The sequence below is a fragment of the Candidatus Nitrosopumilus sediminis genome, assembly GCF_000299395.1.
GTDB classification, from domain to species: domain Archaea; phylum Thermoproteota; class Nitrososphaeria; order Nitrososphaerales; family Nitrosopumilaceae; genus Nitrosopumilus; species Nitrosopumilus sediminis.
Genome location: NC_018656.1, coordinates 537175 through 559169 on the forward strand (window position 1 = coordinate 537175; position 21995 = coordinate 559169).

Below are 21995 nucleotides of genomic sequence, written 5' to 3' on the forward strand. Positions count from 1 at the left end.
TGCCTGATGAATCATGCCGAAACTGTGGTGGAAAATTATCCGAGAATACACGATGTCCCGAATGTTTCAAACCTACTAGCATGATTTGTAATGCTTGTGCAAAATGCACTATTGAGCAGTTCCATTCATTTTGTATGTCTTACCAGACCCTCCAAACCAACACTGTGCCAACAATTGAGTCTGGCAACTACTATCAGGTAGTTGCCATGACTTAATTCATAAAACTGAACGAATATTTCATACCCTAGCTGCCCAAGTTTTAAGTACTATAAGCATAGATTTGGATCCTTGTGAGTCGGATCCCTGTAGTTTTGAGTCTGTTTATAGTACTTTTGATGCCTGTATACGCATCTGCACAAACACCTGACAGGATAACTGTCTTGGAAAATTTTGGCAATTATGATAGTGGTGAGCCCCTATTTGTTTATGGGCAGATTGCAAATATTTTGGATGATTCTTTTCTAATAATGCAGATTTTCAACCCTCAAGGTGATTTGTGCCAAATACAACAATTGATGCCTTTGCCAAATGGTGCTTTTATCACAAATGTAATTCCTTTGGAGGGTAGAATTTGTGGAATTCCGGGAGAATACGAGATTAAATTATTTTATGGTGATTATTCTACCACTACAACATTTAGTGTATCTTCTAATGATTTTTCTGAATTAACAAATGAACAAATGGTATCTTCCGCTAAAAATTTGCTAACTGCACAAGGAATCACAATTGGAAATTTGTTTGATATTTCATCTCCTGTGTCTGATCAAAAACCAGATAGTTTATCTGAATTAGAATCTGACTTTGTTGCTTTATGGAATGAATTCTATGTAGATGACTTGATCCTTGAAATTAATCCTTTGATCAGACCTGCCATTTCTTCATCATTAGATTCAGTACAAAAATTACTATCTGATGATGAGATTTCATTTGAAATTGCAAAATCTATTGACGAAATCATTTTTGCATCTACATTTTATTATGAAATAGGCGATAAAACAAAATCAATTGACTTACTAACTGATGCCTTTGTGGATATTAGAAACGTAAATCCTGAAAAAGCATCTGCTCAAAGAACACCGACTTTTGATGAATTAGAAGAAACTCTGTTGAACTTGATGAAAAAATCTGATACTGTGATGAGCAAATCTGTAAAAAATGAGGTTGGTTTTATTTTTGCAAGGGGGACTGCTCCTGTATATTCTGATGAAATCAGTGAATTAATTGATGTTCTTTCAAAGTCTAGATATCTTGATGTGGTTTCAAGAAAGCAAAGTGATCTTTATCGATTAGTTCAAAATGATTGGGATTCTCTGAAACCTTCATTGATGGCCAAAGAGTCAATTGATGAATTAATTGCATCATCCATTCGAGTTACTGAACTACATCAGGCAGCCGTCTTGTTACGAGAACTTGACAATGTTGATAGATTCATTTCATCTGATTCTGAGGAAAATAGCGATCTTGCAAACCTGATTTACCCTGATTGGAAGAAATTAAGTAATAATTTAGCCTTGGCTTCATCTGTTAACGATATTTTGGAATCTGAATCTGAAATTCGACAAATGGCGCAAGTCATTGACATTGCATCTCGAATCAACAAAAGTGTAGAAATTTCTCAATCCGCTGGGGTTGACAATGAAGTCATATCTGAATGGAAATCTCTTTTAGAACGTGTTGAAAATGCTGACACCATAGATGATGTATTAGAAATTGTCTCTGAATTTGATAAATCGATGACCGAACTCCGCGAGAAAAGAAGTCCTCTGACTATTTTAGAATTCCAATATAAAACAATGAAAGAAAAAGCTGAATTGCAAGCTGACTATGAAAATTTATTTTTAATTGATAATGCATTGAAAATTCTAAACACTGCAAAACAAATGGAATCTGGTAATCCCTCTATTACTCGAATAGACCGAATCGAAGTTTTACTGAGTTGGGTTAGTGACGTATCTCCTAAAATCAAAAATGATTTGGATTCTTACAACAAAGATGCATACAAAATTCGTGCAAGTGACATTTTACAGCGAGCAAAGTCTTTAGAAAATTTAGTGGAGCTGAGTTTAACTAAAAATCGTTTCTTACCTAACTACATTGAATTTACTGAAACTTTTAACAAAAAAATTGATACTGTGCGAGACCTTGTGATCAAAAATGATCTTGATCAAGCTGATGAACTAGTCCGTGATTTATTTAATGAATGGAGCTCTGTTTCAAAAGCATATTCTGATGATCCGTATGGTTCTGATGTTGGCTACACTTCTGATGAAATCAAACGTATTGAATTCCGTAAAAAATTAGATGCTTTTTCAACTATGGTGTCCACTTTCCATAATGCCGGATTCTCAACATATGTAGATGAATATAATCAAATGATGACTGATGCCAATAAGATGGTTGAATTGGCAAATTTTGTCGATGCTGAATCTAAGATATCTGAAATTGGTGACTATCTAAGTAAGCATTTGGTCCTTGATAGTGATAGTATTATTTACGATATTTCATTTGATCCTGAAAAAGATATCTGGATTATTAATGGGGCAACTGAAAAATCCATTTTTGATAGGCGCGAAAACCTCTACGTCACTGTATACAAAATGGATGGTACTCCTCACAGCAGTCTTGAATTCACTGATACTAAACAAGGCAATTTTTTCACGCAGTGGATAGCTCCTACTGACCCAGGACTCTATGTCGTAATGCTTCAATACAAGGACTCTAAGGCTTCACAAATTGTACATGTTGAGGAAGAATTTGACTTTGAATATACTGATGTGGATTTGAATATTGTTGATCTTGCTCGTGAATTTGAAGAATTGGAATCATTTGCAGAAAAGTTTGGAGGTGATAGTTTTACTGAAAATCCTCGGTTTTCAGCAGTGATAAACCAAATTGAATTTGCATTCAAAGATAAAGATGCTAAAAACATAGATGACAATCTTGATGAATTAAAAACTATCATTGAACGATATCTCCCTATAAGATCTCGTGTAGCTGTAGTTGAAGCCATTTATGACAATGATAAATTAATTGTGTCCGGAGCTGTTCAAAAAACACTTGCATTTAGGGAGGATCTTTTTGTAGATGTTTATGATCAAAGAGGCATTTTAATTGAAGAGATTGCACTAAAAGATAATTCTTCTGGATTATTTACCGAAGTCATATCTCGTTCATTTGAACCTGGGATTTATGTCACACAACTGCAATATCATGACGTTACTGTAACTGATTTCTTTAATGTAAAATAATTATTTTTTTCCCTTTACTAGATTGAATAGTTGTCTGACCGCAAGTTTTGGATGATGTGTTGCTAATTTGATCATGTTTGATAATCCGAAATCTGCTTTGATAAAATCAATAAACTCTTCTGGTTTTAATTCTTTTATGATGTCTAGCTCTTTATCCCATTCTTCATCTGTTAATCCGATCCATCTATCTTGCACTTTACCTGCTGAATTAATCTTTGACTCAATCTCCTTTCTCCAATTTTCTTCATAAGAAAAAAGCGATTCTTCATCTGTGTTGCCTGATTTTATTGCCTCTGCAGCTACCTTTCCTGCAACCCTTCCGAATTTTATTGCATATCTAATACCTTCCAAAACTAATGGATTTGCTTGCCCTGCGGAATCTCCAACAAGTATTAAATTATTAAAAACTGTTTTTCTGGATAATCCATCATTTGGAATTAACCCGTAATGAAATTCTACTTCTTTGAGTTCTCCAAGTTTTTTAATTGGACCAAGTTTTTTCTCGATTATTTCTTTTAGTCTTTGTGTGGGGTCTACATTGGATTCTGGTTTTCCAACTCCTACGCCTATTCTTACAATATTGCCCCCAAGTGGAAAGATCCATGCATATCCTGCAGGAGAATATTGTTGCCCTACCATTAACCACCATGTGTCTGAATCTACATGTTCTGCTTTCATTTCATATTCCGCACCTGCTCCAAATCTTTCCCATTGAGATACAAATCCCATTGCTTTGCATATGGTGGATGGAAAACCTGTTGCATCAATCACTACTTTTGAATGAAATATTACTTCTCCATTAGGTCCTATTCCTGTAACTCCAACAATATCGTCACTTTCATTTTTTATGACGTTTTTGATATTCGTCTTAACGAAAACATCTACCCCTAATTGTTCTGCTTCATTTGCTAACCATCTGTATGTTTTTCTTACATCTAATACGGCTGCTCTTGAAACTGTATCACTAATTGTGACTTCATTATTTGGTGAACAAAATGAAAATTTTTTGATTGGGTTAAAACAATCATCTGGAATTCCAAATTCTTTGATATTTTGAATCCATGTGACTCCGCTGGTTCTAACTGTCTCTGCAATGGAATTTTCTTTTTCAAGTAAAGCTACTTTGACCCCTTTCTTGGCTGCTGCAAATGCTGCTGAAGATCCTGCTGGTCCTCCACCTACAACTACCAAATCATAATCATATTCTTCAGACAATTAATTTCAACAATGATGCCCTAGGATATAATTTTGAGGTAGTTTTGATTATTTTTTTAGTACTGGTGTGCCTGTACTGTCATTCTCTCTTTCCGAATCAAAAGTTTCCATATGTGCCAGATCCCTATGCATATAACTATGAACTTTTCCTTCTGTTTTTCTGCAGAACTTTGAGTGAATTGTTTCCTCAATTTTTAATGTAGTTTCATTTTCATGAAATAGGCGTTTTCCACAGTCTGGACATGTAAATTCAGGCATAAATTCCGTCAACATCAAATCTATTTAGATGTTTCATGCTTTTTGGGAATAATTTGTTCTCAACCTAAACTTTAGATGTTTAATAATATGTGTAAAATCATGGATGAATCTGAACTTGGATCATTTTTGATGTGGTCTGCAATTACAGGAATAATTGTACTTGTAACTGGATTTAGCTATCATGTATATTCAAAAAAGAATAACCTTACATCTTGAATCTTTTATTTCATATGTCATTTCATTGTTCTTAGTTGTTTTTCTGTATCTCTGATAAAATCCTCATATTTCATAATTTGAGTTGTTATTCTAAATGCATTCATTTGATCTTCATTGTCTTTTGAACCCAAAAATGGCTTTCTCAAATCCATCAGTTTCTGTTGTTCTTCTGTTGCTTTAAGAATATCATTCCTTAGATCTTCTCTAGTTGCCATGAAATCTATATGTGTATTTTAGATTTAAGATTTATTTTATGATTTAACTTTTAATCATCCTTCTGAAGCTGTTTTACCGCCATCTACATTCAATATGGCTCCTGTTACCCAGTTTGCTTCATCTGAAGCCAAATACAATGCTGCATTTGCAACATCTTCTGGTTCTCCTACTCTTGCAAGAGGCAATCTTTCTTCAAGCACTTTTCTTGCTTGTGGATCATCTAGATATGGCTTGATCATTCCTGAATTGATGATTCCTGGATTAACACAATTGCATCTGATGTTCCTTCTTGCATATTCAACTGCGATAGATTTTGTAAACATCGAAATTGCAGCTTTGGTGGATGAATATACTGCTAAATGAACTCTTGGGATTGCTCTTTCACTTGAGATTGAACCTACATTAACAATGGCTCCGCTTTTGACATCAGACATTTTTGAAAGTACTGCTTTAGTCATGTGGAAAACTCCCAGCAGGTTTACATCAATTAATTTTTTAATTTCAGAATCTTGCATTTCATGAAAATGTACTGGATCATTTATTGCCCCTGCATTGTTTACTAAAATATCTATTTTCCCATAAGTATCCATAATTTGATTTACTGCTTGTAATACTTGGGATTCATCAGTTAAATCACATGATATTGATACTGTTGAACCTTCATTGCCTATCTCTTTTCTAGTAATTTCTAATTGTTCCAAATTTCTTGCAACCAAGACGACTTTGGCTCCTTCCTCTGCAAATCTTTTTGCGATTCCTTTACCTATGTCACTTGACGCACCTGTGACAATGGCAACTTTATCATTTAAGCGCATAAATTTCTATTATGCTTCTAACTTATAGAATTTTTGTTAAATTCTATTCATGATTTTGGTTTGTTTTATTCATTTATTTTTTTGAGATATTCTATGATCCCGGTATAATCAACATCTCCAAATCCTTCTTTGATTGCATTTTGGTAAACTTCTTCTGCTTTGGTAATCATTGGCAATTTGATTCCTAGGGATTTTGCGGTATTTGTCATGGTGGTGATGTCTTTTTTTAGATTGGCAAGTGTGAATGTAGTATCATATTTCCCGTCTATCATTTTGTATGCTTTTTTTTCACTCATTCCAGTTTTGAAATATGTAGAGTTTAATATTTCAAGAAATATTTTAGGATCTACATCTGATTTTTTCACTAATGTAATTCCTTCAGATAGAGCTAATGCTAGCATTGTGATTTGAAGATTCATGGCTAATTTGACTGAATGGGCAACCCCGCTTTCTCCCAGAAAAAATACTTTGTTTGCAATTGAATTGAAGACTTTTTCACATTTTTCAAAACTTTCCTTATTTCCTGATGCCATCATGACCAAGTCTCCTGTTATTGCAACATTTGGACCTCCCATAACTGGTATGTCTAATTTGTCAATGTTGAAATCTTGAAATATCTTTGAAATCTTTTTTGATTCCATAGGATCAATGGTGCTCATGTCTGCGACAATTAATTTTTCGTGATTGCCTTCAATGATTCCGTTTTTATCAAATGAAATTTGTCTTACTGCATCGGCATCTTTTACCACGATAATGATTAATTCTGAATTTTCTGCAACCTCTTTAGGCGACTCTGCAATTATTGCACCTTTTTCTTTTAACTGATTTGTTTTTTCTTTTGTTCTGTTATATGCTGTAATTTTAAAATCTAAATCTAGCAAATGTAATGCTACTGCATTGCCAAGCATTCCCAAACCTATAATTCCTATTTTTTCCAAATCTTTTTCTCTCCTCCTGTTGACTCAATGCCTTTCTTCATTTTGAATCTCCCAATGTTTATTTCCAAATCTTGAAGATACAAACTCTAACTGTCCTATCGTTTTATCTCCTTTTTTCACTTTTGCAAAATCAAACTTCTTCATTTTGATGATCTTTTCTTTCGGTTTGTATCCTCCCTCAATTACTTTTACCTTGAATCTTTTACTTGCTTTGATGATCATCTTTCTTGCACTCTGAACATCCCCAATCCATGAAAACATTTCAAAATCTCCAAAGTTTTCAGTGGTTACGCTATATCCGTATAATCTTGCCTCTAGTTTCATTGAATGTAATCTTGCCTGTTCATTTAGCCATGAAACAACTTCTTCACCATGTCCTTTTTCAACCCCAAATGTTTCTGAATCTCCCATGTGATTATTTTGACAAAATTAATCCATAATAATCATTTTCAAATTGATGTTAAACTAAAATATTGATTTAATTGTAATATTTTATGCTCACAATTGATTGTAGAGATATCCTATCGATAAAAAATGATTTACTTGTTTATGTGGCAGATCAAGTTGCTGCTATTCCCACTTTGAAAAATCATCAATTTACTTTATCCTCATTTGATGATGAAATAATTGATGTGTCTGAAGTGATTTCTGCAATAAAAGAATATTTGGATTCTATAGATGAAGGACGTAATTTTGCAGTCATCTCTAATAATGACGTAATAAACATCACATCTATTTCTGGAAAAGTGATTGAAAGAACTACGACTCAATCAGAACATGAAATGTTTTCCTGTACCCATTGCGGATTTGTTACTCAATATCAAGTTGAACTAAATGCTCATATGAGAATTCATTATATCTAATTCTTTTTTAAATTCTCAAATAGCCAATTTCTTTTGATTATGGGCATTTCTGTTGATATTGAGAATGTGTATTGTGAAAATCTGTTTTGATATTCTGAAATAAAACTATTTGCAACTTTGTGTGTGTTGAAACTTGTTCTTACTCCGTCTATATCCACTTGATTTCCTAAAACATCATAAATGACTATTCTGTATTGATTTGCTTTCACAAAGCATTTTGTGCAATACCACAATGCACCTAATGTTACAATGAAAAATGCTGTCACAAATTTTTCCAATATTTTTCTCACATGTTGATTTTCAACAGGATCTTTATAAGCACTGATTACCCAAAAATATTTGTGAAAAAATCTCCAAAAAATCACATCAATAAGATCTATTGCGAAAAATGTGATCTAGTTCTTGAATCTCGTGAAAAGTTTGAAAAACATCTTGATAGCCATTCTTCAAGTATTGCATGTGAGGTTTGTCCAATTGACATTGCAATTGCAAAATTTGTGAATTTATTCAAACGAAAATCCTCACGTAATTTGGAATAAGTTTTTTTAACCAACTTTGGCTGTTTTATTATATGAATAAAAAAGTCCTAGTGTTAGGCGTAATTGTTATTGCAATTCTTGCTGGAATCGCAGTGTCTCTTTCTACACCTTCTTCTGAAACTGTTAATTTAGACATGGATAGAACTCATGGGTCTATTTCTACTTCTATGGGTTCACCGATTTTGGGTGATCCGAATGCCCCAATCACCATCGTTGAATTTGGGGACTATCAATGTGAGATGTGTTATAGATGGTTTCATACTTCAAAACCTCAGATAGTAGAAAATTATATTGAAACTGGTAAAGCAAATTTGGTTTTTGTTGATTTGGCTTTTTTAGGTCGTGATTCACCAAAAGCAGCGCAAGCATCATACTGTGCAGAAGATCAAGAAAAATATTGGGACTTTCATGATATGCTGTATAATTCTCAGGAACATGTAGATAATGGATGGGCAAACTCAGAAAGATTAAAGGCATTTGCATTTGAATTGGGTCTTGACATGGAATTGTTTAACAGTTGTCTTGATTCTGGTAAATATTCTAAACGTGTTCAGTATAATATTCAACAAGCAAGAGAACAAGGTATACGATCTACTCCTACTTTTATTGTAGTTGGTGATAACCAACAAAAACAAATTAGCGGTGCACAACCATATTCTGTATTTAAACAAGTATTGGATACTTTGGTATAGATGTCGTCTACAATTTCTCTTGTGTTTTCTAATTCAAAATATATTTCATTATCAATAGTTATTTTTTCATCTATGTTGGTTGGTTTGTTGATCTTGTCTGAATACATTTTCTTAGAACCTTATGTGGTTAGTCATATTCCATCTGGAACTGAATTTGGATTGGTACTTATTGTAATGATTTCTGTATTGTCTGCATTAGTACTTCCAATGAACATATTTCGAATAAACATTCTCAAAAAATCAAAACAAAAAATGGGTGGAGGAATATTTGGATCTATAATTGGTGCTGCAGCTGGTGCATGTAGTTGTGGCCCCATTGGATTTGCTGTAATTTCTACATTTGGTTCAGTCGGAGCAACCGCTACAGCATTTTTGACTAATTATGAAATTCCAATTAGAATTATTGCAATTGGAATTCTGGCAATTACTTATTTCACAACTGTAAAATCACTTAAAATTGAATGCAATCTAAAAATTGCATAATAATGCATTAGAAATTACCAATTAGGCAAACTTTTACAACCTTGGAATGTATCTTATAGTGTTTTCAAATAATATTGTGACATTCATCTATATCCCAATTAGGCCTAGTAGGAGAGATCCAGAAGCTGATGAAATTGAAGATGCTGAAGATTAGCATTAAAACTTAATTTCTATTGCACTTTGATGAATTTTGAGATAGATAAAGTCGAGATATTTATTTGCCTCTTTTAGATCTAACTTGATGCAGAATTGGAATTTAATTTTTGGAATTCTGATCATTTCTAGCCCTATTCTTTTTTCAATGATTGCATTTCCAGATTCCATTGCTTGGAGTTGGAATGAGGGGAGGGGTGGGTACTTTTTTGCTCTGATTTTCATTGTTGCTGAATTAATTGGATTGAAAATTGTGATTTCTAAGAAAAGATTACTATCTGTTATACCAATGGCACTTGTAACCATTGTGTACCTTATTTCCTTAGAGTATGGACTAAGAGAGTACATTAACGAATCTGCAGAATTCTTTGATGTACAATTAATTTATTCTTGGACTTGGATGTGGGATTTTATTGTAATGGCAATATTTGTCGTTGCTGCATTGAGTATTTTCTTTGGAAAACGTTGGATTAGAATTGCACCTGCTGGACCTATCTTTCTAACTGGAACTGCTATCATTCTTTCACTTGATGCATTTTTTCCATATGATACGCTTGGTCCTTTACAATATGTTGTCCCTTATTTTGTTCAAGCAAATGTGTGGTTAGTAACAGTACTTGATCTTGGAACTGCAGTAGCTCGTGACAATGTGATGTTTTTGCGTGGTGATCATGGTTCTATGGCTCTTCAAGTATTTTGGCCATCAGCTGGGGTTCACAGTATCATCATATTTTCATTGGTGATTGGGGCATTCATGTTGAAATTAAACATACCTCGAAAAAGAAAGGCTGTCTATTTTGTTTTGGGAATAATTGGCACTATTACTGTTAACCTAATTCGCATTTTCTCCTTATCTTGGTATGCGCTTAAAGTAACAACTGATCCTGTTGCTTGGGAGGAATATCATAAAATTGCAGGTGAGATCATGTTCTTGCCTTGGTTATTTGCATTCATTCTGGTTGTAGTGATCATAGAGTCAAGACGATTAAAAAAGTCTGAAAAATAATTCCCTTTTAAAAATAAGACGTAATGTCGCTTTGTCCTTGAATTTCAGAAAGTTCTGAAACTTTCACTCCTAGCCTTCTAATTGTTGTAGTCTGATTTTCTAATGCCTCTTTTAGAAGTATATCTGCTGTTTTCTGTAATTCTTCTATGCTTGATGTGGGGCTTTTTAACATTCTTGATTTTGATTTACTTGATAAATCTGATTGAACAAAATGAATTCCAATTGATTTGAACATTCTGTTATTTTTTTTTACCACGTCATGTACTTCTTTACATAGCTCTCTTATGTTTTCAGATAAAAATTGATAATCTTTTGAATCTTTTTTTAATGTTGAAATTTTGCTGTATTGTATACTTGCTTCTCTTTCTTTGACTGGCTCATTGTCAATTCCTCTGACTGCATTATAGATATACGTGCCAGTTTTTCTTCCAAATTCTTTGTTTAATGTAAAAATATCTAGATTTTTTAAATCTTGAATTGTTTCTAGATTCATTTCCAAAAATCTCGCTTCTGTTTTTTTTCCAATGCCTGGTATTGCTCTAATTTTTAATTGCTCTAAAAATACTTCTGCCTTATCAGGTGACACCAAAGTCAAACCATCTGGCTTTTGAAAATCTGAAGCTATTTTTGAAATCAACTTGTTGGGAGAAATTCCTATCGAGCAGCTTAGCTTAATTTTGTCCCGAATGGAATTTTTTATTTGCTGTGCTAAATGAAATCCTTTTTCAAAATTACCATCTACTCTTTTTGTTACATCCAAATAAGCCTCATCTCTACCTACATATTCAAAAATATCTGCACTTTCTTTCATTATCTCCATAGCTTTCTCTGATATTTCTGAATAGAAATCAAAATCCACTGGTAAAAAAACTGCATCCTTTCTTTCTTCTAATCTTTTTTTGGCAAATGAAATGGGAATTCCTGATTTGACTCCGTATTTTCTGGCTGTGTAATTTGCAGTTGCAATTGCACCGCTATTTCCTCCTCTATCTGAAAAAACACATACACAAACAGGTTTTGATTTTAATTCAGGTGATCTTGTTTCTTCGCATTGAGCATAAAAATAATCAAAATCTATGTGGAAAACTACTCTGGTTTCCAATACTTTGGTGAATCATTTTGATTATTACTGTTTTGTGTATTAATCTAAATATTGATTTGATTTAGTATTTTTATGGAATACCCAGTATCTGTAGATGAAAATGGGGTAAAATTCAAACCTGAAAAAATGGAAAAAGAGAAACTCTATCATTGTATATACAAAGAGAAAGTAATGTTGGTGTTCAAAGATTCTCAAGATGTTATGAATTGTTATGAGATTGAAGAACCTGATTTAGTTGAACAAATCAAGAAAATTGGCAGTGATGACGATCTTGAAAAATTATTTGAGGACTATGTGCAAGGAAAACACCTTAAAAATTAAATAAAAGCGAGAGAGAAATTTGCTATTACAGGAATTTGAAATTGAGCAACACTAAAAAATCTAAAGATGCAGAAGACATTCTTTCAGAATTTGGTTCTAGAATTAAACCTGAACCAGAACCTGAACCAGAACCTGAACCAGAACCTGAACCAGCACCAGAACCTGAACCGGCACCAGAACCTGAACCAGCACCTGAACCAACACCAGAACCTGAACCAGAACCTGAACCAACACCAGAACCTGAACCACAACTTGAAGCACCAGAACCTGAACCACAACTTGAAGCACCAGAACCTGAACCACAACTTGAAGCACCAGAACCTGAACCACAACTTGAAGCACCAGAACCTGAACCACAACTTGAAGCACCAGAACCTTCTGCTGCCAATGCTTCTGAAACACGAAAAGTTCCAGAAGAACGAGATGTAATTTTTGTTGGAACCAAGCCTATCATGACTTATGTTTCTGCAACTTTAACTCAACTTTCTACAAGACCCACTGTGACAATAAAAGCTAGGGGCAAACGAATTACACAAGCAGTTGATGTTTCTCAAATGATTGTCAAACGAATGAATTCTGTTGGTTATGTAATTAGTGACGTTAGAATTTCATCTGATTCTTTAACTTCCCAAGATGGAAAACAACGTAATGTTTCTACCATGGAAATTGATATTTCAAAAAATTAATTTAAAATATTTAGCATTATTTTTATTTGGTGGTTTATTTTTGCTTGGGGTTTTGGTGCTGACAAATAACACTTGTAATATTGAATATGTTATACTATCTAATGAGATTAGGTCATACGAAAAATCATTGGATCCTGAATTCTGTGAAAATACACTTGAAAAAATTAATTTATACAATGATCAGTGTCCCTCCCAGATAGAAATTTTGGATTGTGGTTAAGGAGTCACATCTATCAAAAAGGTTATTCCAAAATATATTAGAGCAAAACTTAATCCTATCATTAAGAATTTGTAATTTTTATTGGAAATTATTTGTGAACTTTTTGATGTAAGGAATGAAACTCCTCCCAACCATACAAAATCCATCCAAATATGAAGAAAAAATACTACTAGCATTCCTGAAAATGCCCAAATTAACATGGCATCTGAAATCAACTTGAATCCTATAGTAAGCCACCAAATAATGAAAAATGGATTTAATGCACTTAGGGTAATTCCTGCAATTAATGGACCGTGTTTTGGATTTGATCTGATGTCTCTTTTTTGTAATACTGTCTTAATTTGTAATATAGCAAATACAAAAAGTGTTATCGCTCCAAAAATTGAAATCACCATTCTAAATTCTGGAAATATTTCTAAAGAAAATACTCCTACTCCTAACAAAACCACTAATGGAAATTCTACAATTGAATGACCTACTGCTAGTTTTATTCCATACTTTACCCCTCCTTGCAATCCATATGCAATATTAGCTGCGAAAAGTGGTCCAGGTGCCATAACCCCTGAAGCTGAAATTGTAATTACAATAACTGCAAATTCAAAAATCTCCACCATTCCATGATTTAATATTTCATAATGAAATAAATCTGCTTGAATTTTATCTATACATGAAATCTTTAAGGTGGTTTGTCTCTTCTTGTGTTTTTTTAATCATTATCTCCGCCTTCTCAGCTTCCTTTTGTAACGATGTAATGTCACACGATGCTCCGGGGATTAATTTTGACATTGCCATACACAACTCTGCACTTGATTTAAAATCTGGACCCTTTCCATCAGTATGAAAAATTATTACAATGACATCTTGATCTGAAATGCTTCCCTCATTTAGTAACATGCCAGGAATGCCTGGAACTGTTCCATGTTCTAATACTTTCAAGCCTGCTTCTTTTATTTTATTTCTTGCAGATTCTGTGCTTCCAATACATATCATTTTTTCAATATTGTTTGATGATTTTATTGCTACACTGCTAACAATTAATTTGATTTTGTGTTTTTTTGCCCATGATAACATTGTTTTTGCTGTGATCTTATGTAATGATTGTTCTAATGTGAGATACGACAAAAACACTCCAACTTTCAAATCATCATTGACAAAAATTCTTGTTGGAAAATTTGGTTTTCCATCTTTGATAATGCTGATGGGTGGAAAACTTTCAGAATCAACAACTCCTGCTAATTCAAATTGTGATGTATGAATCATTGATTCGGTTGCAATTGTACTACTGAATCCTATGGAGGGAAACCCGTCAATGAGGTATCCTTCTTCTAAATTTAATTTTCGTAACTCTCTAATTCTGATTTTTGGAGACAATGAATACTACAAACGATGATCAAATAATAGGTTTTATCTAATTTTATTTTTGTACTTTTGAAATTAACGCTGCATAAATAAATGGCAATATTGTTGTCACTTCTGCATGCAATGTTGATTGTTTTGCTTTTTGTGTTACTTTTCCCCATGAGATTGCTTCTCTTACTAATGCCCCACTCAGACTCCCATCAAATTCTTGAGCAGTTGTAATGTAAAATGCATAATCTAATCCTTCTCTATATTGATTCCACCACAATGTATGGTGTTTAGAAATACCTCCGCCAATCATGAATGCTCCTGATTTTTCAGCCTTGAAAATTAATCCAGAAAGCAAGTTTGCATCTCCTACCATGTTTAATTTAAAATCATTATGTTTTTGTGTAAATAACCAAATTTGACTTCCTACAGCACCATCCATTATTCCTGGAACAACTACGTCAATATCATTTTTGTATGCCCAATGAAGAAATGAATCCTCTCCTAGATGTTTACCAATCATTCTGCAAATTTCTGCAGTGCTCATTTCTTTATTTCCATTTTGATATTCTTCTTCTAGGAATGCTTGCATTTTTTCTTCAATAAGTGGACCGTAACTATCCATTGGAACTAATACATTGCCTAATCTATGGATATTTTGTTCAGCCAGCTCCATATCATCCATTGTGAATGAACCTTCTTTGTAATGTGAAAAATGTCTTGCAATGTCATGATCTAATGCTCCACATGTAGTGATTGCTACATCAAACCATTTGTTTTTGATCATGTCTTTGATTATTCCTCTGAGGCCTGTGGATACTACTGCACCTACAAATGAAACAAATCTCAAACACTGTTTATCTGAAATCATTTCTGATAAAATTCCTAATCCTTCTGAGAGGTTTACTGATTCAAATCCTCCTGATTGTGAAAGCTCTTCAAAAATTTTTTCAATTGGCATGTTTGAATCAATTTGAATATCTTTTACTGGACGGCCAGGATCTATCATGATTATTCTGTATGTTGACGCCAAATATAAAATCCTGCCTTTGTTGTATGCTTTTTTTTAATTTCTTAAGGAAACTTTAAACCTCCCCTTCAATAATGAATTTTAAATGGCTGGTAGAATCAAAGTCGGTTTAGTAGGTATTGGTAATTGTTTTTCAGGTCTAATCCAAGGCATTGAGTATTATAGAAAAAACCCTTCACAAGAAATTACTGGTATTATTCATGATAAACTAGCTGGATATGGTATTCATGATATTGATTTTGTTTGTGGATTTGATGTTGGTGAAAATAAAGTTGGCAAACTTTTGCATGAGGCAATTTATGAATACCCGAACATGGTTGATTGGATTGCAAAAGATGACTTGCCAAAAAACGATGCAATGGTCTATGAAAGCCCAATTTTAGATGGAGTTGGGGTTTGGGTTGAAAATAGAATTAAGCCTATTGTGAGCACAAAAACAACTGAACAAATTGCTGAAGAGATTAAACGAGTCATCAAAGAAAAGGGAGTTGAAATTATTGTATCCTATTTGCCAGTCGGTTCTGATAAGGTGACTGAATTTTGGGCTCAAATTTGTTTAGATACAAAGACTGCATTTGTTAATTGTATTCCATCTTTTATTGCATCTGATGAGAAATGGGCAAAAAAGTTTGAGGATGCAAATGTACCTTGTATTGGCGATGATATCAAAGGTCAGGTTGGCGCAACAATTGTTCATAGAACTTTAGCTAAACTTTGTAGTGATAGAGGAACAAAAATTGAAAAAACATATCAAATCAATGTTGGAGGAAATACTGATTTCTTAAACATGAAGGAGCAAGATAGATTGGCATCAAAAAGAATTTCTAAGACTGAAAGTGTTCAAAGTCAACTCAAAGAAAGACTTGATGATGATCAAATTTATGTAGGTCCGTCTGATTTTATTCCTTTCTTAGGAAATACCAAGCTTATGTTTATGAGAATTGAAGGTCGTCAATGGGCAAACATTCCATATAATATGGAAGTTCGTTTAGAGGTAGATGACAAAGCAAATTCTGCGGGTATTGTAATAGATGCAATTAGATTGGCAAAAATTGCCCTCGATAGAGGCATAGGTGGACCAATAAAACCTGCAAGTGCATATTTGATGAAACACCCTATTGAACAAACATCCGATGTTTTAGCAAAAGCTGAATGTGAAAAATTTGTTGCTGGTGACTAGTCACTGAAAATTATTTGAATCTCTAAATCTTATTCTTCTACTCTTTTCATATTTCTTCAAATCAAGTTCTTTGCTTATGCCACACTCTCCATCCAATCTCGTAATCTTAGTTGTCATGACTTTGTTATTTTCAATCAAATCTATGATGAGACTATTTCCCCCAAATTTGTAATTTTGAACATTTGCTGCTAAGATGGGTATTCTATTTTCTAATGCTCTGACCTGTACATACATTTGCCAAGGCTCAATGCCTCTTTTGACTATTCTACTGGGTGAAAATAAGACTTGGGCTCCTTTTTTTACAAATGTGTTGGCAACCTTTGGGAATACCATGTCATAACAAATTATTATTCCAAATCTGCATGCTGTGTTGAAGATTTTAGCCTCTTTTCCCGGCTTCACATTATCCCTTTCATAGTCAAAAGGATGAATTTTCTCCTGCCTGCCTATGAATTCCCCCATTGGACCAATAATTGGGGCGATTATGGATGTACTTTTCTTGGTAATTTCATAGAATGCCCCTGGAATAATTGTCATGGAAAATTCCTTTGCTATTTTCTTAAATTCCAAAAATTCCTTCTCAAAGTCAGTAATTTTGTTATTTTTTAGCCATTGCTCTGGTAGGCACACAATGTCTGTATTTTGTCTTCCTAGTTTTTTTAAAATTTTTGATACTTGAGCAATCCCTTTTTCATTTGAACTATGTACTTTTGTCTGAATTAATCCAAGCTTTACCATGAATCTATAATTTTCTTTTAGTAATTATAGTAGGCGTAAGAATGCGATCATTTCCTTAAAAAATCTTTAAGGTGGTTTTACCGCTACGAAAAATATCATAATACAACAAGAAAAATTATGCAATTATGTCAACTAAACTTGTTAACCATCGATTATCCTACGTAATTAGAAATTAATGTCATTGGTTCATGTTAAAAAAGTCGAGATCTTTGGTTTCAAATCATTTGGATTTAAGAATACTACTGTACAGTTTGAACCTGGTCTAGTTTCAATTTCTGGACCCAATGGTTCTGGAAAAAGTAACATCTTAGACGCTATTATCTTTGCAATGGGTGAAAACAAACCAAAAGTAATGAGAGTTGATAAATTGCGTTCACTAATTCATGATATTGAAGGAAATAGACGAGGACCTAAAATGGCCCGATCTAGTGTCCACTTTGATAATTCTGATAGGAAAATTCCTGTTGACTCTGATGTTGTTGAAATCACAAGAGAGATGGATGCAAATGGTGAAAACACATACTATCTAAACAAAAAGAAAACAAATCGAAGCCATATTCTTGATTTACTTGACATGGCAAATGCTGGATTAGGGCAACTAAATGCGGTTCAACAAGGAACTGTAACTAGAATTTCTGAATTTACTTCGGAAGAGAAAAGAAAAACTATTGAAGATTTAATTGGTCTGTCCTATTTTGATGATAAAAAAACTGAATCTGTAAAACAACTAGATGAGGCAGATAGAAGATTGGAAATCGCTCTTGCAAAAATGGGCGAAATCAAAAAAAGAATTGATGAACTTGAAGAAGAGAGAAACCAAAAATTACGTCATGATATTTTAGAGCGTGAATTAAATCGCTACAAAGCAATAGCTGCGGCCAACAAAATGAAGGTTATTTCAAGCCAAAAAGACTCAAAAGAGTCTGCTTTGAGGGAATTGACTGCTGAGATTACTACTCTTGATGCTCAAAGAAGTACTCTAAGAGAAGAAATTGGTTCTTTAGAAACTGAAAAAACAAAATTAATGGCTGAGGCAAATGATTACAATCGAGCAAAAGCTTCTCTTGATGCAGAAATTAGTACTGCGATGGAACAATATGAAATTGATAACACTGCAATATCTGCATCAAAGAAAAGAATAGAACAAATCAATTCTAGATTGCCTGAAATTCAAAATGAAATTAATGACATCAATCAAGCTAGAAGTGACATTGATACACAAATACAAAAAATCAAAGAATCTATTGAAGAAACAAATGTCAAGAAAAGTAAAATTAATGATGATTTACAAGTAATCGATTCTCAAAGAAATAAAATTCTCACTGAACAATCCGAAGCCGCAGCAAAAAAATCTGAAATTGATAATAAAATCAAAACACTTACTGGTCAACTAAATGATGCTAAACTAAAACTCTCTAAAGTTTTACACGAGCAAGATGAATCTAAAATTAAAATCAATGCAAATACAGTAAAATTTTCTGAACTTGAAAATGATATTGTCCAACTAACTGGATATCAATCTAAATTAGAAACTATGCTCAACAATCATAATGCATCTATACAGGAATTAAAATCTAGAATTGAAAAACTACAGATAAGAAAATCAAAGATACACAATGATATGGATGAACTTGGATTAATTTTAGAAAAGTCTAGTAAAGCTGCAAATCAATACGAATCAAAAATTAAAACTGTTAAAGGATTCATGCATGAAGACTACACTGTTGCTAAACTAAAAGAAGATGCAGACAAACTTGGTATTGAAGGATTAGTTTATGAGATGATATCGTGGGATAAAAAATATGAGCGCTCCATGTTGGCAGTTAGTTCGGATTGGATTAAGGCAATTGTTGTAAAAGATTTTGCAACTTTACTTGGTATCGCAGAAGTTGCAAGAAGCAGAAAACTTCCAAAACTTAAGATAATTCCATTAGATGCTATTCCAAAATTTACGCTATCTTTGCCTAAAGAAACTGGAGTTTTAGGAATCCTTTCAAACTATGTGACTTGTGATCCTGCATATTCTTCCCTCAAAACATTCCTGTTTGGTAATATCGTTCTCACTGAAAACCGAGAATCTGCTTATAATATCTCACAAAAGGGATACAAATCAGTCACTATTGATGGTGAATTTTTTGAGGCAAAGGGTGGAACCGTCGTAATTGATATCGATTCAAAAATCTCAAAACTCACAAAACTTATCTCTATGAGCAGTGATATTGATGGATTATTCCAATCTATCAGTCTTATAAAAAAATACATGTTGAAGAAAAAATATTCCTTAAAAAAATTAGAAGAATCTATCCAATCTTATGATGATCGACTATCAATTTCTGAAAATTCTTTAACATCTACCACTGAAAATCTAGCCAATCTCAAATCTAGAATTGCCTCTGCAATTAACATGAAGGAACAATTAACAAAAAGAATTTCTGAATTGACTTCTAGAAACAACATTATCGAATCTGAAGTAAATACTTGTGAATCTCACATAGAATCCTTGCAAGAACGTATTGCAATTGTTGAGGAGAATTATGCTAGCGGTGAACAAGACAGAATTGCAAATGAATTATCTAGAATTAACATCAAAAAATCTGATATTGAAAAATTATACACCACAATTATGAATGAGTACCGTGATAAATCCTCACAACAAACCACACTTCAAACTCAATATAATCGGGAAAAATCGCAATCTGATCGTCTTGAGGATGAATCTAAATCGTTGAATATTGAACGTCAAGAACTTGAAACAAAAATACAAGAATTAGAAAAACAAAAAGAGCCTAAGAATGCTATACTAGTATCTCTACGTGAAAAAGAACAAGAATTAATTGCTACTTCTGGTTCTTCTATTGGTCATCTTAAAGAATTTGATGATAAACTGAAGGTTTTATCTGAACAAGATAGAGAATTGACAAAACAAATCAATACATTTGAACGACAATCGGATTCTCTTAATCGAGATTTACATGATTTAACTGAAAATGAGACTAAATTACAACAAATTCTATCTGCGTTTGGATTTGATAAAAATATGGAAACATTTGATGTTGAATCTATTGTGCAGGGATTGACTGCCGAATTGTCTTCTCTTAATGCATTAAATGCAAAAGCACCTGAGACATATCTTGAAGTATCCTATGGATATCGCTCAATGTCTACTAGAAAGAATTCTCTAGAAGCAGAAAGAAATTCCATCGTTAAATTTATTGAGGATATTGAAAAGGATAAACGCCAAACTTTCTTGGATGCTTTTGATAAAGTCGATAAAGAGATTCGTTTGATTTTCAATAAAATGACTGAAGGAAATGCTTGGTTAGAGCTGCAAAATGAAGATGATTTGTTTAATTCTGGAATTTCTTATTTGATTCAGTTTCCAAATAAACCAAAAAGAGAGTCTACTTCCATTAGTGGTGGCGAAAAAACTTTAGCTGCCATTGTGTTTGTTCTAGCGTTACAAAAACTGAAACCTTCACCATTTTACTTGTTCGATGAAGTTGATGCCCATCTGGATGCTCCAAACTCTGAAAGACTAGCAAAAATTTTAGAAGAAAGATCAAAAGAGAGTCAGTTTATCATGGTGTCTCTAAAAGATTCTGTAATACAAAAGGCGAAACTGATCTATGGTGTATTTCCAAAGAATGGGGTCTCAAATGTTGTTACATACAAAGATAAACGTCTACCTTCAATGAAAACTTCCTAGTCTAATTTTACAAAACATGCAAAATAATGATCTTCGTTTGTCATTTTCAGATCTGGCTCTTCAACACATTTCTCGATAGCATAAGGACATCTGTCTCTAAATTTACATCCATGTTCAGTGTCAATACTTGCAGGTTCATTTATCCTGATTTTTCTTTCTCTGTGTAAGTTTTCTGGGTCTGGCTGTGAAATTGCATCAATCAATGCCTGAGTATATGGATGCCTTGGTTTGGTTAGAACTTGGTCTATTGGCCCAATTTCCACAATTTTGCCCTTATACAATATCCCTATCCTTTGACCAAAATATCTTGCAGTAGCCAAATCATGTGTGATGTAAATAAATGAAATGTTGTATTTTTTTTGTAATTCCTGCATCAACTCAAGCATTTCTGCTCTAATTGAAACATCTAGCATCGAAACTGGTTCATCTGCAAGAATTACTTTGGGTTTTAGTGCAAGTGCTCGTGCTAATACCACTCTCTGTCTTTGTCCTCCTGACAACATGTGTGGATATCTTTTAACAATATCTTCAGCAGGTTCAAGTTTTACTTCGTGCAAAACATCGATAACTCGTTTATCTCTATCTTCTTTGCTTCCTATTTTGTGTATTTCAAGTGGTTCTGATACAATCTGGCCTATTTTCATTCTTGGGTTTATGGAGTCGTATGGATCCTGATGAATCATCTGACAATTCATTCTAATTTTTTCCAAATTTTCTTTTTGATCATCAATTTCTTGTCCATCAAAAAATATTTTTCCAGAATCTAACTCAATTGATTTTAAGATTAATTTTGCAATAGTAGATTTTCCAGATCCTGATTCTCCAGCTAAAACAAAAACTTCTCCTTGTCTTACGGAAAATGAAACATCATCCGTTGCTTTAACTGTGATGGACTTTGCTCCGAACATTCCTTTTTTAGTGAAATATTTTTTCAAATGCTCTACTTTTAGTATTTCATTCATTGAATATTGTTAAATTAAGAGGTATATCAAGAAATATCTTTTATGCGTAAAATTTGGGATA

23 protein-coding genes are annotated in these 21995 nt (G+C 33.2%); 10 read left to right on the top strand and 13 right to left on the bottom strand.

Translation table 11 applies throughout. The annotated features are described in order from the left end of the window. Window positions 1–290: 290 nt before the first annotated feature. Entirely contained in the window at window positions 291–3248 is a 2958-nt protein-coding gene (locus NSED_RS03295; RefSeq protein ID WP_232212329.1) for a hypothetical protein, read from the top strand. Here the strand turns inward: NSED_RS03295 and NSED_RS03300 are convergent, their stop codons facing one another. The 6 genes from NSED_RS03300 to NSED_RS03325 all read right to left on the bottom strand — a co-directional run bounded on the left by NSED_RS03300 (window position 3249) and on the right by NSED_RS03325 (window position 7317). Further along, entirely contained in the window at window positions 3249–4463 is a 1215-nt protein-coding gene (locus tag NSED_RS03300) for an NAD(P)/FAD-dependent oxidoreductase (protein ID WP_014964827.1), read from the bottom strand. Window positions 4464–4511: 48 nt separating this feature from the next. Next, complete coding sequence (locus tag NSED_RS03305) at window positions 4512–4721, bottom strand: hypothetical protein (RefSeq protein ID WP_016940115.1); 210 nt, start codon at window positions 4719–4721, stop codon at window positions 4512–4514. 233 nt (window positions 4722–4954) lie between these two features. Beyond that, window positions 4955–5152 (bottom strand): hypothetical protein, encoded by a 198-nt coding sequence (locus tag NSED_RS03310; protein ID WP_014964829.1) that lies wholly within the window; start codon window positions 5150–5152, stop codon window positions 4955–4957. Between the two features lie 54 nt (window positions 5153–5206). Beyond that, window positions 5207–5968: an SDR family NAD(P)-dependent oxidoreductase gene (locus tag NSED_RS03315; protein WP_014964830.1), complete on the bottom strand. Its 762-nt coding sequence runs from the start codon at window positions 5966–5968 to the stop codon at window positions 5207–5209. A 65-nt stretch (window positions 5969–6033) separates the two neighbouring features. Next, the gene (locus NSED_RS03320) at window positions 6034–6906 is read right to left on the bottom strand and encodes an NAD(P)-dependent oxidoreductase (RefSeq protein ID WP_014964831.1); all 873 of its coding nucleotides are present in this window, start codon (window positions 6904–6906) and stop codon (window positions 6034–6036) included. Window positions 6907–6930: 24 nt separating this feature from the next. Then, window positions 6931–7317 (bottom strand): hypothetical protein, encoded by a 387-nt coding sequence (locus NSED_RS03325; protein ID WP_014964832.1) that lies wholly within the window; start codon window positions 7315–7317, stop codon window positions 6931–6933. Window positions 7318–7400: 83 nt separating this feature from the next. Here NSED_RS03325 and NSED_RS03330 point away from each other — a divergent pair, with 83 nt between their 5' ends. Further along, the gene (locus NSED_RS03330) at window positions 7401–7769 is read left to right on the top strand and encodes a C2H2-type zinc finger protein (RefSeq protein ID WP_014964833.1); all 369 of its coding nucleotides are present in this window, start codon (window positions 7401–7403) and stop codon (window positions 7767–7769) included. Here NSED_RS03330 and NSED_RS03335 read toward each other — a convergent pair. After that, the gene (locus NSED_RS03335) at window positions 7766–8059 is read right to left on the bottom strand and encodes a hypothetical protein (RefSeq protein ID WP_014964834.1); all 294 of its coding nucleotides are present in this window, start codon (window positions 8057–8059) and stop codon (window positions 7766–7768) included. The genes NSED_RS03330 and NSED_RS03335 overlap by 4 nt on opposite strands. Window positions 8060–8110: 51 nt before the next feature. On the opposite strand from NSED_RS03335, the gene NSED_RS03340 reads away from it, so the two are divergent. From NSED_RS03340 to artG, 4 genes are all read left to right on the top strand, one after another. Further along, window positions 8111–8308, top strand: coding sequence for a hypothetical protein (locus tag NSED_RS03340; protein ID WP_016940118.1), 198 nt, complete (start codon window positions 8111–8113; stop codon window positions 8306–8308). Between the two features lie 32 nt (window positions 8309–8340). After that, entirely contained in the window at window positions 8341–9000 is a 660-nt protein-coding gene (locus NSED_RS03345) for a DsbA family protein (RefSeq protein WP_014964836.1), read from the top strand. Continuing rightward, window positions 9001–9483, top strand: a complete 483-nt coding sequence (locus NSED_RS03350) for a hypothetical protein (RefSeq protein WP_014964837.1) — start codon at window positions 9001–9003, stop codon at window positions 9481–9483. It begins immediately after the preceding gene. Between the two features lie 241 nt (window positions 9484–9724). Continuing rightward, window positions 9725–10642: a thaumarchaeosortase gene (artG, locus tag NSED_RS03360; RefSeq protein ID WP_026090048.1), complete on the top strand. Its 918-nt coding sequence runs from the start codon at window positions 9725–9727 to the stop codon at window positions 10640–10642. Between the two features lie 7 nt (window positions 10643–10649). On the opposite strand, the gene dinB is transcribed toward artG, so the two are convergent. Further along, window positions 10650–11744 carry a DNA polymerase IV gene (gene dinB, locus NSED_RS03365; RefSeq protein WP_014964840.1) on the bottom strand — a complete coding sequence of 365 codons (1095 nt, stop codon included), beginning with the start codon at window positions 11742–11744 and terminating at the stop codon, window positions 10650–10652. 72 nt (window positions 11745–11816) lie between these two features. Between dinB and NSED_RS03370 the strand changes: the two genes are divergently transcribed. Together NSED_RS03370 and NSED_RS11075 are read left to right on the top strand one after the other, a co-directional pair. Beyond that, window positions 11817–12065: a hypothetical protein gene (locus NSED_RS03370; protein ID WP_014964841.1), complete on the top strand. Its 249-nt coding sequence runs from the start codon at window positions 11817–11819 to the stop codon at window positions 12063–12065. Window positions 12066–12106: 41 nt separating this feature from the next. Continuing rightward, window positions 12107–12751 carry a DNA-binding protein gene (locus NSED_RS11075; RefSeq protein ID WP_232212330.1) on the top strand — a complete coding sequence of 215 codons (645 nt, stop codon included), beginning with the start codon at window positions 12107–12109 and terminating at the stop codon, window positions 12749–12751. Window positions 12752–12967: 216 nt separating this feature from the next. On the opposite strand, the gene NSED_RS03385 is transcribed toward NSED_RS11075, so the two are convergent. The 3 genes from NSED_RS03385 to NSED_RS03395 are packed head-to-tail and all read right to left on the bottom strand — an operon-like array spanning window position 12968 to window position 15327. After that, on the bottom strand, window positions 12968–13585 hold the full coding sequence (locus tag NSED_RS03385; RefSeq protein ID WP_014964844.1) for a LysE family transporter: 618 nt from the start codon (window positions 13583–13585) through the stop codon (window positions 12968–12970). A 43-nt stretch (window positions 13586–13628) separates the two neighbouring features. Further along, a complete protein-coding gene (locus NSED_RS03390; protein ID WP_014964845.1) occupies window positions 13629–14342 on the bottom strand; it encodes a proteasome assembly chaperone family protein in 714 nt (237 codons plus the stop codon). Window positions 14343–14385: 43 nt separating this feature from the next. Continuing rightward, window positions 14386–15327 carry a deoxyhypusine synthase gene (locus NSED_RS03395; protein ID WP_014964846.1) on the bottom strand — a complete coding sequence of 314 codons (942 nt, stop codon included), beginning with the start codon at window positions 15325–15327 and terminating at the stop codon, window positions 14386–14388. Between the two features lie 106 nt (window positions 15328–15433). Here NSED_RS03395 and NSED_RS03400 point away from each other — a divergent pair, with 106 nt between their 5' ends. After that, a complete protein-coding gene (locus NSED_RS03400) occupies window positions 15434–16528 on the top strand; it encodes an inositol-3-phosphate synthase (protein WP_014964847.1) in 1095 nt (364 codons plus the stop codon). Here NSED_RS03400 and NSED_RS03405 read toward each other — a convergent pair whose 3' ends face one another. Then, entirely contained in the window at window positions 16529–17266 is a 738-nt protein-coding gene (locus NSED_RS03405; RefSeq protein ID WP_014964848.1) for a carbon-nitrogen hydrolase family protein, read from the bottom strand. Window positions 17267–17447: 181 nt separating this feature from the next. On the opposite strand from NSED_RS03405, the gene NSED_RS03410 reads away from it, so the two are divergent. Further along, on the top strand, window positions 17448–20972 hold the full coding sequence (locus NSED_RS03410; RefSeq protein WP_026090049.1) for a chromosome segregation SMC family protein: 3525 nt from the start codon (window positions 17448–17450) through the stop codon (window positions 20970–20972). Here NSED_RS03410 and NSED_RS03415 read toward each other — a convergent pair. Next, a complete protein-coding gene (locus tag NSED_RS03415) occupies window positions 20969–21934 on the bottom strand; it encodes an ABC transporter ATP-binding protein (RefSeq protein WP_014964850.1) in 966 nt (321 codons plus the stop codon). The genes NSED_RS03410 and NSED_RS03415 overlap by 4 nt on opposite strands. Between the last annotated feature and the right edge of the window lie 61 nt (window positions 21935–21995).